Origin of the sequence: Paenilisteria portnoyi (assembly GCF_014322795.1) — a bacterium.
GTDB classification, from domain to species: Bacteria; Bacillota; Bacilli; order Lactobacillales; family Listeriaceae; genus Listeria_A; species Listeria_A portnoyi.
Window position 1 is genome coordinate 1 of the sequence record NZ_JAASTT010000005.1, and the last position, 14,631, is coordinate 14,631.

General features: G+C 39.9%; 16 protein-coding genes. 2 read left to right on the forward strand and 14 right to left on the reverse strand.

What is annotated here, in order from left to right; translation table 11 throughout:
* Nucleotides 1-152 (reverse strand): WXG100 family type VII secretion target (locus HCJ66_RS04825; RefSeq protein WP_187132120.1); only part of this gene is annotated, 152 nt, incomplete at its 3' end.
* Between the two features lie 122 nt (nucleotides 153-274).
* Nucleotides 275-571, reverse strand: coding sequence for a WXG100 family type VII secretion target (locus HCJ66_RS04830; RefSeq protein WP_036066144.1), 297 nt, complete (start codon nucleotides 569-571; stop codon nucleotides 275-277).
* Between the two features lie 352 nt (nucleotides 572-923).
* On the opposite strand from HCJ66_RS04830, the gene HCJ66_RS04835 reads away from it, so the two are divergent.
* Both HCJ66_RS04835 and HCJ66_RS04840 read left to right on the forward strand, forming a co-directional pair.
* Entirely contained in the window at nucleotides 924-1,379 is a 456-nt protein-coding gene (locus tag HCJ66_RS04835) for a GNAT family N-acetyltransferase (RefSeq protein WP_187132121.1), read from the forward strand.
* A gap of 176 nt (nucleotides 1,380-1,555) precedes the next feature.
* Complete coding sequence (locus HCJ66_RS04840) at nucleotides 1,556-2,254, forward strand: Crp/Fnr family transcriptional regulator (protein ID WP_187132122.1); 699 nt, start codon at nucleotides 1,556-1,558, stop codon at nucleotides 2,252-2,254.
* A gap of 62 nt (nucleotides 2,255-2,316) precedes the next feature.
* On the opposite strand, the gene HCJ66_RS04845 is transcribed toward HCJ66_RS04840, so the two are convergent.
* From HCJ66_RS04845 to HCJ66_RS04900, 12 genes are all read right to left on the reverse strand, one after another.
* Nucleotides 2,317-2,775, reverse strand: coding sequence for a thioredoxin family protein (locus tag HCJ66_RS04845; RefSeq protein WP_187132123.1), 459 nt, complete (start codon nucleotides 2,773-2,775; stop codon nucleotides 2,317-2,319).
* Between the two features lie 217 nt (nucleotides 2,776-2,992).
* On the reverse strand, nucleotides 2,993-4,348 hold the full coding sequence (glmM, locus tag HCJ66_RS04850; RefSeq protein ID WP_187132124.1) for a phosphoglucosamine mutase: 1,356 nt from the start codon (nucleotides 4,346-4,348) through the stop codon (nucleotides 2,993-2,995).
* Nucleotides 4,349-4,541: 193 nt separating this feature from the next.
* Nucleotides 4,542-5,966, reverse strand: a complete 1,425-nt coding sequence (locus tag HCJ66_RS04855; protein ID WP_187132125.1) for a CdaR family protein — start codon at nucleotides 5,964-5,966, stop codon at nucleotides 4,542-4,544.
* Nucleotides 5,963-6,784, reverse strand: a complete 822-nt coding sequence (gene cdaA, locus HCJ66_RS04860; RefSeq protein WP_187132126.1) for a diadenylate cyclase CdaA — start codon at nucleotides 6,782-6,784, stop codon at nucleotides 5,963-5,965. Before cdaA ends, HCJ66_RS04855 begins: the two co-directional genes overlap by 4 nt.
* 341 nt (nucleotides 6,785-7,125) lie before the next feature.
* Nucleotides 7,126-8,295, reverse strand: coding sequence for an SGNH/GDSL hydrolase family protein (locus HCJ66_RS04865; protein ID WP_187132127.1), 1,170 nt, complete (start codon nucleotides 8,293-8,295; stop codon nucleotides 7,126-7,128).
* A 289-nt stretch (nucleotides 8,296-8,584) separates the two neighbouring features.
* Entirely contained in the window at nucleotides 8,585-8,785 is a 201-nt protein-coding gene (locus HCJ66_RS04870; RefSeq protein WP_187132128.1) for a hypothetical protein, read from the reverse strand.
* A gap of 6 nt (nucleotides 8,786-8,791) precedes the next feature.
* Nucleotides 8,792-9,442 (reverse strand): class II aldolase/adducin family protein, encoded by a 651-nt coding sequence (locus HCJ66_RS04875; RefSeq protein ID WP_187132129.1) that lies wholly within the window; start codon nucleotides 9,440-9,442, stop codon nucleotides 8,792-8,794.
* A 7-nt stretch (nucleotides 9,443-9,449) separates the two neighbouring features.
* Nucleotides 9,450-10,382, reverse strand: a complete 933-nt coding sequence (locus tag HCJ66_RS04880) for a 1-phosphofructokinase family hexose kinase (RefSeq protein WP_187132130.1) — start codon at nucleotides 10,380-10,382, stop codon at nucleotides 9,450-9,452.
* Nucleotides 10,379-11,725 (reverse strand): PTS galactitol transporter subunit IIC, encoded by a 1,347-nt coding sequence (locus HCJ66_RS04885; RefSeq protein WP_187132131.1) that lies wholly within the window; start codon nucleotides 11,723-11,725, stop codon nucleotides 10,379-10,381. Before HCJ66_RS04885 ends, HCJ66_RS04880 begins: the two co-directional genes overlap by 4 nt.
* 27 nt (nucleotides 11,726-11,752) lie before the next feature.
* Entirely contained in the window at nucleotides 11,753-12,028 is a 276-nt protein-coding gene (locus HCJ66_RS04890; protein ID WP_181675964.1) for a PTS sugar transporter subunit IIB, read from the reverse strand.
* The gene (locus tag HCJ66_RS04895) at nucleotides 12,028-12,504 is read right to left on the reverse strand and encodes a PTS sugar transporter subunit IIA (RefSeq protein WP_187132132.1); all 477 of its coding nucleotides are present in this window, start codon (nucleotides 12,502-12,504) and stop codon (nucleotides 12,028-12,030) included. Before HCJ66_RS04895 ends, HCJ66_RS04890 begins: the two co-directional genes overlap by 1 nt.
* A gap of 5 nt (nucleotides 12,505-12,509) precedes the next feature.
* Nucleotides 12,510-14,519 carry a BglG family transcription antiterminator gene (locus HCJ66_RS04900; RefSeq protein WP_187132133.1) on the reverse strand — a complete coding sequence of 670 codons (2,010 nt, stop codon included), beginning with the start codon at nucleotides 14,517-14,519 and terminating at the stop codon, nucleotides 12,510-12,512.
* Between the last annotated feature and the right edge of the window lie 112 nt (nucleotides 14,520-14,631).

Genomic DNA, 14,631 nt, shown 5'->3' on the forward strand with positions numbered 1-14,631 from the left:
TTACGGAATGCTTCCCCTTCCCACTCACTACGCAATTGTTCTTGCAACTGCTCTAATTCTCTTAAAATTTGTTCGATATCTTGTCCTTTACGTCCGTATGTTTTCGAACGATCGCGTAGTTCCGCGGGACTCATTCTAATTTGTCCTGACATTGCTCTTCCATCTCCTTTTCAACTCAAATTAAAAAGGCCGTACATCACGCTGTACGGCCTCAAGTAGCAACTGCACAAAGATGTAATATGTATACTCCATGCAATCCCACAATGGTAACGCTTTAGTTTAAGCCGAAATTGCGTGATAGATTTGCATCGTTTTCTTCGACTGCATTGGCTGTTTTTGCTAATTGTTGCTCGATTTGGTGCATTAAGTTAGAGAAATCCGTTACTTTTGGTTTCAATTGCTGGAATTGATCATCAAATTTACGGAATGCTTCCCCTTCCCACTCACTACGCAATTGTTCTTGCAACTGCTCTAATTCTCTTAAAATTTGTTCGATGTCTTGTCCTTTGCGGCCGTATGTTTTTGAACGGTCACGAAGCTCAGCAGGGCTCATTCTAATTTGTCCTGACATGTCATTCAACTCCTTTTTTATTTTTTTAGGTCTTGAGGTATATCATAGCCTAATGGGCTATATTGCCATTATAGCAAAAAAGAACCAACGTTTGTTGATTCCAATTGTGAACTTTTTGTGAACATTTTCTTTTATTTTCCTAGAAAAGGCTAATCTAGCTGTATTTCATGTCTTTTTTAAGCGCTATGTATAAAAGCGGACATATCCATTTTTAGTCCAAATAATCCTATAACCACAAAAACAATATACACCAGATTAAGATAGTATTAACCCGAACCTTCTATACTATACAATCCCCATATTCATTGTATTTTCTTCCTTTACTTGCTATCATTAAATTGGAGGTGCTCTAATGAAAATTAAAAAATGGACAGAGTGTGATATAATACCTTATGAGCTCTTACTTTTAGCTGACCCTAATCAATCCGCCATCGATCGCTATTTCTTTCAATCCGACGTTTTCCTACTTATAGTAGATAATCAAATATGCGGTGTTATTTGTATACAAAATGAAAGAGATTGCTCAGAAATTGTTAATATCGCTGTGTTACCTAACTATCAAGGACGTCAATACGGCAAGAAATTGCTTGAACACGCCATTACGAACACCAAAAAACTGCATAACCATACTTTCATTGTCAAAACTGCTAATTCGAGTATTCAAGCGCTTGCTTTTTATCAGAAAGCTGGTTTTAGGATGATAAAGATTATTCCAGACTATTTCCTTAAACATTATTCAGAACCAATTTTTGAGAACGGCATCCTTGCACAAGATCAAATAGTAATGTCATATAAAATAAGGAAATAATGTATTTTTTTCACTCATAAATCCTTTATCATCCATTATTTCTAACAAAGTCACGAAACTGTAACATATTGTACTAATTTTAATCATTGAAAGTATAATTTATGACTTTTTTTATTTTGAAAAATCTTTATAATAAGAAGTAAGACCAATCGTTAAAGAGAAGGGGTATTTAAATTATGTATGTTGCTGACTTAGTAAAGAATTTTAATGGTGAGAAGTTGATAGAGAAAATTACGGAGATGGAGATTCCATATAAAGCAGCTAGTTTCAAAAAGAACGAGCTAATTGTGGAGGAAGGAAAGATCGATACGCATTTCTACATAGTAGATTCTGGACTTATTTCTTTTAGTATGACAAACTCGGATAAGCTGCAGGTTATCACTCGATTTCTGAATAGTAATACTTGGTTCGGAAGCGCTAATTTCTTGTTAGACTCTCCTTTTCAATTTAACGTAACTGCTTTAAGAGATACAAAAATTCGAATTTATAACCGAAATGATATTCTTCGTCTTTTTCAAACGGATTCAGACGGTTTTTGGTTCCTTTATTTTGATGGATATAACCAAGTCCATGAACGCAATGCTTTAATTGAAATTGCGCATCATGATCCGCGTCGCAGACTTATTTCTGCTTTGCTTTATATTGCTAATACGGTCGGAATTAAAACCGATGATGGAATCAGCTTTCCGCGAGGCATTACGCAAAACCATTTGGCGCTTGTCTCTCAAGTACCTAGAACTCGTGCCAACGTGGAACTTCAAAAGCTAAGAGAACAAGGAATTATTCGATTGAAACCAAAACCAACAGTCGTTCTAGACATTCTAAAACTGCGTGAACAGCTAGAGATACACAGAACTCCTCGTACGAATGACTAATTGATTGCAAGAAAATAGAGTGCAAAACTTATAACTGAGCGATTCAGTCATAGTTCTGCACTCTATTTTTGATTTTCAAGCCATGCTCTAATCTCTTTCTCGTCATCTAAATCTCCACGGTAGCGATCCGTCTCAAGGCCTCGTGTGTAATAAATAAGCGTCGGAACTGCTTTGACACCCATTTGCTTAATAATCGCTGTATAGTTCTTGTCAGCCTCCCTAGCCTTATCCGTATTATAATAATAAGCATGCCGGCTCGTTGCTTCAAGCGCACTCACAAGTTTTTTCCGAAAAGGCTCACAATCAGGACAAGTTGGCCTCCCAACATAAACATACCCCGTTTTCTTGTCCGCCAAAATCCCCTTCATCTCGCTATTCGTAATATTCCGCATCGCCTGCTCATTCGCCACAGCCTTTGTATCCTCCAAATTCTTCGCGTGCGTATCCACAATCAACTGCACCCCAACAACAAAAAGCACCAAAATCACAATAGTAAGCAAAATAATCTTATACTTCTTCATAAAAAACGCCCCCATTAAAACAGAAAAACGAGCAAAAAATGCCCGTCCTCTTCTTATTCACTTAATAGCCTAGAATCAACTACCACCATAATCCCCCGCAAAACCTAGGCGGAGTGAGAAGCGCTCAGCCCCTAGGCAAAGCCGAGCACCGAAGCGGAATGTACGATTCGTACAAGAGCATCGGAGCACAGGCTTTAACGACGGAGATGAGTGCTTATCACTCCGCCGACAGACCCATTTCGGAGATTACAATCCGTGCAATACTATCACAAAAACGTTCTGTGTCTTCGGCTGAAGCTGCTTCAACCATGACGCGGACAAGTGGTTCTGTTCCGGATGGACGTACTAGGACGCGACCATTTCCGTTCATTTCTGCTTCTACCGCTGAAATTGCTGCATGAACTTTTGCATTTTCAGTGACACGATTTTTATCAGTCACGCGGATATTTACTAATTTTTGCGGGAAAGTTTGCATTTCAGCTGCTAGTTCGGATAATTTCTTCCCAGTTTCTTTCATGACGTTTACTAATTGGATACCTGTTAATAAGCCGTCACCTGTTGTGATGTAATCTAGGAAAACGATATGTCCAGATTGTTCACCACCAAGGCTGTAGCTTCCTTCACGCATTGCTTCGACAACATAGCGATCGCCAACTGCTGTTTGGATGGCTTTAATTTCAAGTTCTTCTAGGCCTTTATAGAAACCTAAGTTACTCATAACAGTGGATACGATTGTATTATTTGTCAAACGGCCTTGTGCTTTTAGATGCTTAGCACAGATGAACATGATTTTGTCCCCATCGACAATCTCGCCATTCTCGTCTACTGCGATAACACGGTCGCCATCACCATCGAAAGCAAGGCCTACATGCGCCTCTTTTTCTTTTACGAATTCTGCTAGTTTTTCAGGATGCGTAGAGCCAACACCGGCATTGATATTAAGTCCGTTTGGTGATGCCCCCATCGAGCTCGTATCTGCGTCTAGGTCTGCAAAAAGATGTGTAGCAAGCGATGATGTCGCACCATGCGCACAATCCAATGCTACATGCAAACCTGTAAAGTCTCCATCCACAGATTGTTTTAGATATTGTAAGTACTTTTGTTTGCCTTCAAAATAATCGCTTACCGTTCCAAGACCATCGTCACATGGGCGTGGCAAGTCATCGCTCGTTCCATCAAGTAATGCTTCTATTTCCAATTCTTGATCATCTGACAACTTAAAGCCGTCTGAGCCAAAGAATTTGATACCGTTGTCTTCTACTGGATTATGCGAAGCCGAGATCATAACACTTGCTGCTGCCCCTTGTGCTTTCGTTAAGTAAGCCACACCAGGCGTTGAGATAACGCCTAAACGCATCACTTCAATTCCTACCGATACAAGACCAGCAATCAAAGCCGACTCTAGCATTTCCCCTGATATTCTTGTGTCTCTCGCTACTAAAACTTTAGGATGCTCGCCAACATGTTTCGTTAGTATATATCCTCCAAATCTCCCTAGACGAAAAGCCAATTCCGGAGATAGCTCTTTATTTGCAATTCCTCTAACACCGTCTGTACCAAAATATTTACCCATTTTATAATTCGCTCCTTCTTCATTAAGAGGTTGGCCATGCTTATTTCTATCTTAATCCCTATCATGACGCTACTTTAGACCAACTTTGATCCGTGTATCTTCTTATTATACCTTTTTTTAATCTTTTTTACACCTAATCTTATGTAAACACCCGATGAATTGGCTTCTAATGCGGTTTTCATCGGGCTACTAATTAGTTTAAAACTGAATCTGATCCATCTGCAACCTTCTTAGTGACTTGAATTTCTGCTTTGGATTGCGATAGTGTAAATGTAAAATTAGATGCTAAACCATGGACAGCAAGCGGAATCGTATGCGTACCGTCTTGTAAATTTGACATATTTGCTACGACATTGAAGTCATTTCGTCCGATCGCATTCACTTCAGTTTTTAGGCCACTTATCGTGATATTCACTTTACCACTAGTTGGATCAAGGAATGCTGTACTAAAACTGTCTGAATTAACGAGCCCAATAATACTGATGGGTATATCTTTAAATTCTGTTGAGCTTTGTTCCGTTGGTTCTTCCGTTTCAGTCTGCTCATCCTCTTTATTGCCTTTATCCGCGTCTGGTTCATTATCCGTTCCAGCGTCTGGCGTTGTTACGTTTGGACTTTCCTTTGAAGGTTGACCAGCGCCCTCATTTGCTCCATTAGAACTCTGGTCACTCTGCTTTTTTCCAGTTGTTATTTTCACTTTCACAGAGGTTGGAGATACAGATGTGACACCAGTCGGAACTGGCACGGGGACCTCAATCGTTTTATCGGCTGTCATTTGTGTCACATCAATTGGAATCGTAATTTGCTCAATCGTGTCAGTAACTGATTCAGGCGCAATAACCGTTACTTTCTCGTCATCGGATGTAATGCTCGTAATAGTTACCGTTTTATCTGCGGGATTGCCACTTTGCTGGAATCGTAGTGGAACCGTTTTGCCTATTTTGGAAACTGGCACATCTACTTCCACTTCACCTGGATCGATCTCGACATCTAGTTTATTCAAATTCGCATCAAAAGCGCTAATCGTAGCATTCGTTGTGAAGTCGCTCTTCTGATTTTTTTCATCAGAAACAGTTGCCTTCACATATGCAATTTGGTCTAAGGTTTCTTTAGAAGCTGTGATAGAAACTCGTTTCGGATCCGTTTTGATTGTCCCAGCTTGATACCCGTTCGCAATGACTGATTTATTTAATTCAACATCGACAGAATATTTCTTCGTTACTTTCTCTGCTAATATTACTTTCGCGGTCGGTGGATTGATGGTAGATTTCAATCGGTCGGATAAGCCCTTCACTTTAATTTTGACGCTTTGAGTCCCTGCTTTTGCGTTGGTAAGGTCCATGTAGGCGATGATATTAGGTTGTGTTTTTGCCAGCTGCACAAGGCCTTTTGAACCGCTAACAGTTACATCTACTGTGTCCGGAACACCCTCGACATTCATATTGTCCTTATCATAATACACTTCAACCGGAACATTATTAATGACATCAACGTAAACGCCATCCGTGACACTCGTTACATTGTTGTTGGTGGCGGTAACCGATGTGAACAGAATCGCCGCAAAAATGAGCGAGATAATCCGAACTGACCACTTATTTGTTAAAATGCGATCCATCATTTCTTACCGCCTCCTTTCCACTTACTGAAAATGGACGGTTTCTTTTTCATTGGTACAACAAGTTCATGTTCTAAAATTTCATGTAAACGCTCTGGTGTTACTTCGCGGAAAAGCTCTCCGCCTTTAGTGATAGAAATACCACCCGTCTCCTCAGACACAACAACCGTTATACTGTCCGTAACCTCGCTGATACCAAGTGCTGCCCGATGTCTTGTTCCAAGTTCCTTTGAAAGAAACGGACTATCAGAAAGTGGCAAATAACCTGCCGCTGCCGCGATTTTATTACTTTTAATAATTACCGCACCATCGTGAAGTGGCGTATTTGGAATAAAAATATTAATCAATAGCTGTGAAGAAATATCTGCATCTAGCGGAATTCCCGTCTCAATATAATCATCAAGACCAGTTCCACGCTCAATGGAAATCAAGGCCCCTATTCGGCGTTTCCCCATATAACTAACGGACTTCTCAATGGAGTCAATGAGATATTGCTGCTCCTTCTCACGTTTGGATCCTGCTTTCGAGATAAAGCTACCACGACCAAGCGTTTCAAGCGCTCGCCGTAATTCGGGTTGGAATATGATAATAATGGCTAAAAATCCCCAAGTCAACACCTGATCCGTAATCCATTCCACTGTTTGAAGTCCTAAAAAATTACTAACAATTTTTACGACCACAATGATAAAAATACCTTTTAAAAGCTGTACCGCTTTCGTTCCACGAATCAACATAATTAATTTATAAATAACGAACCATACTACTAAAATATCAATCACATTTGCTAAATAATGCAAAATCGATCCGTCTGGAATGGTCATAAATTCGCCTCCAATTTCAAAAAACAAGTCCTATTTTATTTTGTTAGTTCTACATTATATAAGCCTTTAAAATTGCTTATACTTGCCATTATAGCACAGAATTAGAGGAGGAAAAAGATTTGAGATACAGAAAATAAGAAAGATTTCTTTAAAAATTGATAAAGAGTCTTACTAATGATTACGGGTGAATATGAATAACTTCGAACGCATATCTCGATACGTGTCCTAAAAATAGGTTTAGCATCAAAAAAACACCAATTGTATGCTAATTGGTGTTTTTTTGATAATTCAGTTAAAAATTTTACAATTCACGTTTCAATAAAAAATAGGTTGCACAATTATTAATGTGATTCCATCATTCGAACAACTCGTTTTCCAATCATATGGAACCCTTCATTATTAGGGTGCAGACCATCGCGCGTGTACACCTCAAACGTGTATTTCCCGAGTCCTGACATTCTAAACAAATCAAGACGTGGCAAGCTATAGATATCAGCAATAGCTATAATTCCATCAGTAATTACCTCGTGTTTGTCCATATCGCGGGTTTCATTTTGTATCGGTGTAAACAGATATATCTCCGTTCTCGGGTAGTTGATACGAATGTACTCGATAGTAGCCCTTAAAGCCCCCAAGCTTGTATTCGTATCAAAAACAGTGTCATTACGTCCGCCAACAGCCCCTAGAGGTACATTGAATGCGACGTCATTTGTACCCGCTGCAATCGTGACAATATCAAAATTCGTAAAATCATATTGATTCGTAACAATCTGCTCATACATACTGCTCGCCTTCGTATTCGGTGCAAAAGTAAGATTTCCCAGCCCCTCATTCTTTATGGATGCACCAGCTTGACGCATATACGCTTGATAGCCACGGTATAATACACCATCTACAATTTTGCCGTCATACCATGTTATACTATCTCCAAAAGTCACGACTCGACTTCCTGAAAGCAGTTTACTTGAGTTGAAATGTGGCATAGAAATCTCATGTTCGTAATACTGTTCTGGCATTGTTGCTTGCTGACTTAACATATAACTGTCAAGGTGCTCATCTATAACGACAACACGCACATAGTCGACACCTTCAGGAACCGTTTGCGTATACCACTCAGACGTTGCTTCTGTCATTTGCATCATGCCAATATATTGCTTTTGAAAATCGTAGTAACAACCCACCATTGTTGCATTCATCGTTACCCCAATAATTTGTCCTGGTGTCACTTTAATAAATCGACTCGTATTCGTACCTTCCGCTGCAGTGGTCCCACCAGTCAGATTTACTAGACTTGTATTTTTTTCGATATCTAATTTATCGAATAGATTCACAATCTTAGCACGAGAAAGCTGCTCGCCGCCGATAGTCAAATTATTTGCTAAAAAATCACTGAGACCGTCCGTTCCGTTCTCATCTATCCATTTCTCAAGCATATCCCAATTTTGATTGAGTTCATTTCGGTACGAGCCACCTTGGAACGCATTCGTTGGTCTGTTTAGTTTAATAGTCATTGCCCATACCTTCCTCACACTATTTCCGCTGTACTCAGTATTCCATTATTATTTTTATGAATGGATTCCCTTTGTCTAGCTGTAGATTTTTTGTAAAATTTATTATAGGTCAGCTTTAAATGATTGATTTAAGCGAATATAAGCATATAGTACCTTCAATCATTTATCAAGTTCGTTATGGGCTTTTTAACATTTAAAGGCCGATTATTTCCCTTAACCACATAGCTTGATAAAGAATACCAAAAAACCAGTAAAATCAATGTCGCTTGATTCCACTGGTCCCACTTTATTATTTCCCACTGTCTCTCTTCTCTGTCAATAATTCTTTGAAACTCCGATTTCGTTTAGGGTATTTCTTGCGATAAAAATATTGCGCACTAATTGCAAATACCAAGGCGATAGTTGTCAATAGGAGAGAGTTATTGAAAATGCCAACGACTAACATAAGCGCCCCCACAAATAGACTTATATTGAAAAAAACTTTGTCCATAGCCACCTACTCCTCTAAATTGAAGTTTAATGCCAAATCATGTTCTAATTTCTTAATATTAAGCGCATCGAAAACGAGTGCTTTTGCTGCAATATACGCATTATATTCGATGCGTTCCAGCAAATCATATGCTTTATGCAAACTAGTATCCAGAACAACGATACCATGTTTATTGAGTAAACTAGCACTTGGAACAGCCGCTTCACCTAAAGCAATCACGTGGGCGCGAACGATTTCGGCAAGTTCTGGACTTGTTGCCGGCGCAAAATCAAGCGTTGGAATCGTGCCTAACTTTTGTGTCGCTTCTGTTAAGTTGGGTAACTCCATACCAAGTGTCGCGAATAACATCGATTCTTTTGGATGCGCATGCAAAACACAGCCAACCTCTGCATTTTCCGTATAACATGCCCGGTGCAAATTGATTTCGCGTGTCACACTCCCATCACCTTCTACCACCTCGTTATTATTGTCTACCACAAGAATTTCATAGGCCGACAAATCACATAACTTCGCCTGACTCATCAATGTCGGTGTCATAATTATATGCTCCGCGTTCATTCGTACAGAAACATTTCCACCCGCCGCATTCGTTTCAAATCGATCAAACATTACCTTCACTATTTTTGCTAAATCCTCGCGTTCTTTTTGATATAACATGTGTTCCTCACATCTCCTCAACTTCAATTATGGTCACTTGCTCTTTCAAAATTTCTGCTTCGACTAGGCTGAATGTCGAGCTATCCGCGTGCATCACCTTACTCGCCGAACAACCTGTCGCACGTTTTAGAATTTCGGGTAGCGGTAAATGTTCGGATATCCCAGCAATGAATGCTCCTACAAAACAATCGCCAGCTCCTGTATCGTTTTTCTCTGTGACTGATGGGGCAATCACGCGATATACCTTTCCTTCATGCGCACAATACGAGCCATGTTGCCCCAATGAGACGATAAGATAACCTATGTTTTTCGCCAATTTCCTCATATTTTCTGTTAATGTTTCCGCCTCGTCCAAGAGAATCGCTTGAATTTCATGCTCATTCGGTTTCAAGAAATCAACGCCAAGTCGCGCCGCCAACCTTAGATATTCTCCTGATACATCACAGGCTAGGAAACAGCCCGTCGCCTTCACCGTCTGCAAAAGTGTCTCAAAATCAGCTAGCGTGAATTCCGGTGGTGGCGAGCCCGCGATAACAACAATATCTTCTTGCGTCACCTTTTGTCGCACCTGTTCTAGTAGTGCAATTTTGTTTGCATCGCTTACAGCAAATCCAGCTTCTGGCATCATAATACTACCGCTTGACTCGCCACTAATAATGACAAAACTCGTTCTTGTCCGCTCACCCTGTTGGACTAAAAAGTCGTGTGCAATTTGCTTTTCAGATAGTATGCCGTATAACTGGGCTCTATTTTGCGATCCTACAATACCTAGCGCTTCATTCTTTATCGAAAATTTACTAAGAACACCTGAAACGTGAAGTCCCTTACCGCCACAGTCCCATTCACTTCGAATAATCCGGTTAGCTTGACGTTTTTTTATGTCTCTTTTTACAAATAAAAGCTGATCGATCGCAGGATTTAGCGTCACGGTATAAATCATCCTAATTGCTCCAATTCTGCCGTCCGTTTGCGCATTACTTTCACGTAGAAAACGAGTAATACAATCCAACCTGCTAGCATCAATAGACCGATAATCGAGAATTTACTAGCTTCAGCCATAATAAAGCGGAAAACAGGATATTCAATCGTACTCCACGTAATTTCTTGACCAGTTTGCAACGAAATAGCTTTTGTAGAATTTGCCAAATCAGTAATAGTTCCTGCAAAAAACGTAGCCACATAAAGGAATACGGGTGTTGTAATAACGCCTAGAATAATCATTCGTAGCAAGTTCCCACCTGTGACAACAAGAGCAGGCGCGCAGAGTGATATATTTAAAATACCAGCAAATGGTAGCACTCCGTTTCCAGGTAAAATTAACGCAAAAATCAGCGTCACTGGTACCATAATAACAATCGCTACCCAAACCTCACTACATCCCGCTAGAATCGGCCAATCCAGACCAATAAAAAGTTCGCGATCCTTAAAGCGTTTCTTCATATAATCAGAAATACCATCAGATAGTGGCGATAGGGCTTGCATAAATAATTTTGCAACCATCGGAAACAACGTCAAAGCAGCTGCGGCTTGCATGGCTAACATCAATGTTTTCGCTACATCATATCCCGCGGCGATTCCAAGTAATGCCCCAACAATAAATCCCATAACATGGTTTTCCGCAAAAATCCCAATCTTATCCTTGAGTGCATTAGCATCCATATCTTTACGTAAGGCCGGAATTTTCTTAAGTAGCCAGTCAATCGGCATCAATACCACACAGAAAATCATCATGCTATGCGAAACCGTAACACCTGGAATCCCATTGAGTTCTTGAATTTGACGCTGATTAGCATCACACAAAATCAGCTCAACTACAACTTGAACCGCTGCAACAGCAAAAGCCATATACACATTATGCGTCACACCGACAATTAAAACAGCTGTTAAAATTTTGCCCCATACATTCCACAAATCCACATTCAGCGTTTTTGTAGCGTTAAACACGAGCATAATCGCATTAATCCCCAGTTGCAGAGGGAACATCAAAAACGCGAGCGGCCATGCCCAAGCAAGCGTCGCCATCGACGTCCAACCACCATCTAAAATTGTCAACTCTATCCCTGTTCGCTCTGCTAACCCCTGTGCCGCAGGAGTCAATGCTTCAATCATGAATCCAATGACGATATTCATACCAAGGAAGGCGACCCCTAAAATAATCCCAGCGCTGACGGCATCTTTGACTTTCATTCGCACAATCAAACCGATAATAATCATCAAAGCAGGCACAAAAACAGCTGCACCTAAATTCAAAATAAATTCTACAACAGATTGTAATGATCCCATTTTGCCACTCTCCCTGTTTTCAATATGTTATTTTAGCGCGTCAATCAGCTTCTCCACTTCCTCTTCCATGCCCATTCCTGTCAAAAAAGCTATACCATTAAACGTCGGAATATTGTATTCCTTATTCGCTTTCGTTATCGCCACGTATGCGTCACTCGTTCGAATATGTTGATCAAGCGATTTAATATCTACCGCTTCTACGTTTGCACGTACACCGCGTTCTTTCAAAATCCGTTCTACTTTTGATGCCACGGTTTGACTTGTTGCAACACCCGATCCGCAGGCTACTATTACTTTTTTCATCACTCGCTCATCCTTCCAAATTGTATTTTCAAAAAAGCTGCTAACTCTTCTTTGCTTTGTTTATTTCTCAGTTCTTTTATAAATTTCTCTTGTGTAAAGCGTTCCATAATCGTTGCTAATAAAGGGACTTGAGATGCAGGATCACAAATACCCAATACGAACACAATCTCTACCTCAATCACTTTATCCGTCGTACCCATTTGAATAAATTCTAGCGGTCTTCTAAGTTGATTCACAAACACAAATGGTCGTCTCACATGCACCGTATCTGTATGTGGAATTGCAATTACTATCCCGCTCATTTCAAGTCCAGTTGGAAAAACCTTCTCTCTCTCTATAATTGCTTCACAAAAAGACGGTTTCACATAGCCCTTCCGCTCTAAAATCGTGGCTACCTCCGTAAAAAATTCTACTTGATTTTCGAAATCACCGTCCATTAATGTGAAATCCTCCTGGAATAAATCATCAAAATCCAACGAATTCAACCCCTCTCAATCATTTCCGCAATCTCTGTCCTACTCTCTGATGCTAGAATAAACTGTAATTTTTCTGGTTCTAGAAAAACCTCATTCATTTTTAATAGCAACGGAATATGCCGATTCTGTCTAGATGGCGCTAGAGCAACCATCATTTGAACCCTCTCCCCGCTAGGATTAAGCATTCCAGATTTCATAATATGAAGCTGAATATCAGCTCTCTGGACACCAGCTTGAGGCTTTGCATGGGGCAAGTATATTCCTGGTCCAATCACCATGTGCTGATAATTCTCATAAAAAATCGCTTCACATGCCTTAATATAATTCTGTGTCACGCTCCCACGGTGATATAACGGTATAAAGGATCTGACAACTAGCTCATTCCAACGCACAGCATCCTTCCAAATACAAATATTCTGAGCTTTCATCTGTAATACATCAACCATATCCACAGGCGGGTCTTCTAAATCCTTCTGTCCAAAGAACTGCTCCAACCGCTCCGTCACCCGCGGAATATTTTCAGATGGAATCGAGTCACGAAGCATTGCCATCAGCGCTTTTGTCTTTTTTTCAATGTCCAAATCAATCGTTCTTTCGACTTGGTATCGTAATATCTTCCGACTTGCTTTATCCAATATAGAAGGAACTACAAATACCGTCACGTCGGTTTGAATCGGTACTGTCGTGAAAAGAAAGTCCACATCTTGTTCCACTTGAGGCAATTGACGTATTGCAAAAGCTCCCTGAAAATCAATCGTTGGGAACATACCTTTCAAATTCTCCAATAATAATTTCGAGATTGACGTTCCACTTTGGCATAATATCGCGGCTTTAAAAACTTTCTGCTCTGTCTCCTCGGTTTGGTACATCCAACCAAGTACAATCATAGATAAATAAACCATTTCTTCCTTAGACCACTTATGCCCGACCAATTTAGCGAACGGCGCAGAAGCTTTTTCGACCATCCGGAACGTTGTCGTATATTCTGCAATGAACTGTTCTGTTAATGTATTATTTATTTGGAAACCTAGTAAATTACGGTAAATCGCGGGTCTAATATGCAACATCACCTTCTCTTTGAACTCTCCTTTACGAACAATTTCCGTTGCAAAATGGTTCTCCAATCGCGCCGTAAAATCATCCACAGCAAAAGCAATTTCCTCACTATCAGAAAAAAGTAGCGCGGATTCGACAAGATTTGATGCCAAGACCTGTAACGATAAATAAAGTAAATCCGTCTCGCTTAAGAAATCATACCCCCAAAACATTTCTTTTATAATTGGATATTCACGCGTATTTTTAATATCGTATTTCTCAATTTTAAAAGACCACGTAATATTAGTAATTTCCGCACGCTTGATGATCCCGAAAAGGATATATGGCAATTCTTCCAACTGCTCATCTGTAAATGTTATTTGGAGGTCATTTTCGACTTTTTCCAATCGCTTTTTTAATAAAAATATCTCACTAACCATTATGAGTTTCTTTTCATCCAAAATAAATTTGCCGTAGGGGGTCTTAATGACATCACGAATGAGCTTCCCAAGTAAATTACGAATAAGGAATTCAGAGCCCGAAATCGCGTAACCAGCTTTTCTCGAATAATCCAATTGTATTTGTAGCTGATGTAGCTCTGACTTAATACGCTTGAAATCACTGAGCATCGTGTTTTTACTGACATACACATAGTCTGCTAGCGCTTGCAATGATAAATAACGTCCATCCATCAGGAGCTGAATCATAATAAGCTGCTTCCGTAAATTCACCTCATAATACGAAAATAATCGCTGTTCTTTCCCCGTTAAAAGTCGATAACAATCCTCTCGACAACGTTCTGTCATGGAAATTATCTGATAATCCAGCCAAATAGCTTCCGATTTTAAAGCTTGATTTATTTCCTCAATATAACTCTTAATTTCTTCTCGTGTCTGGTCTAAATTCTTGGAAACCTGGGCGACATCTACGTGATGGTTCAACATTAAATAGGTCAAGAGCTCCTTTGTGCCGCGTCTCATTTGAATCCCTCCTTAGTTCTATCTTATACGATAATCCACCTACTATTTCATCGCTTCATCACAATTTGTAAATATCCTAAAAATGAAATTGTGATGAGGCGATGGTTTCGAC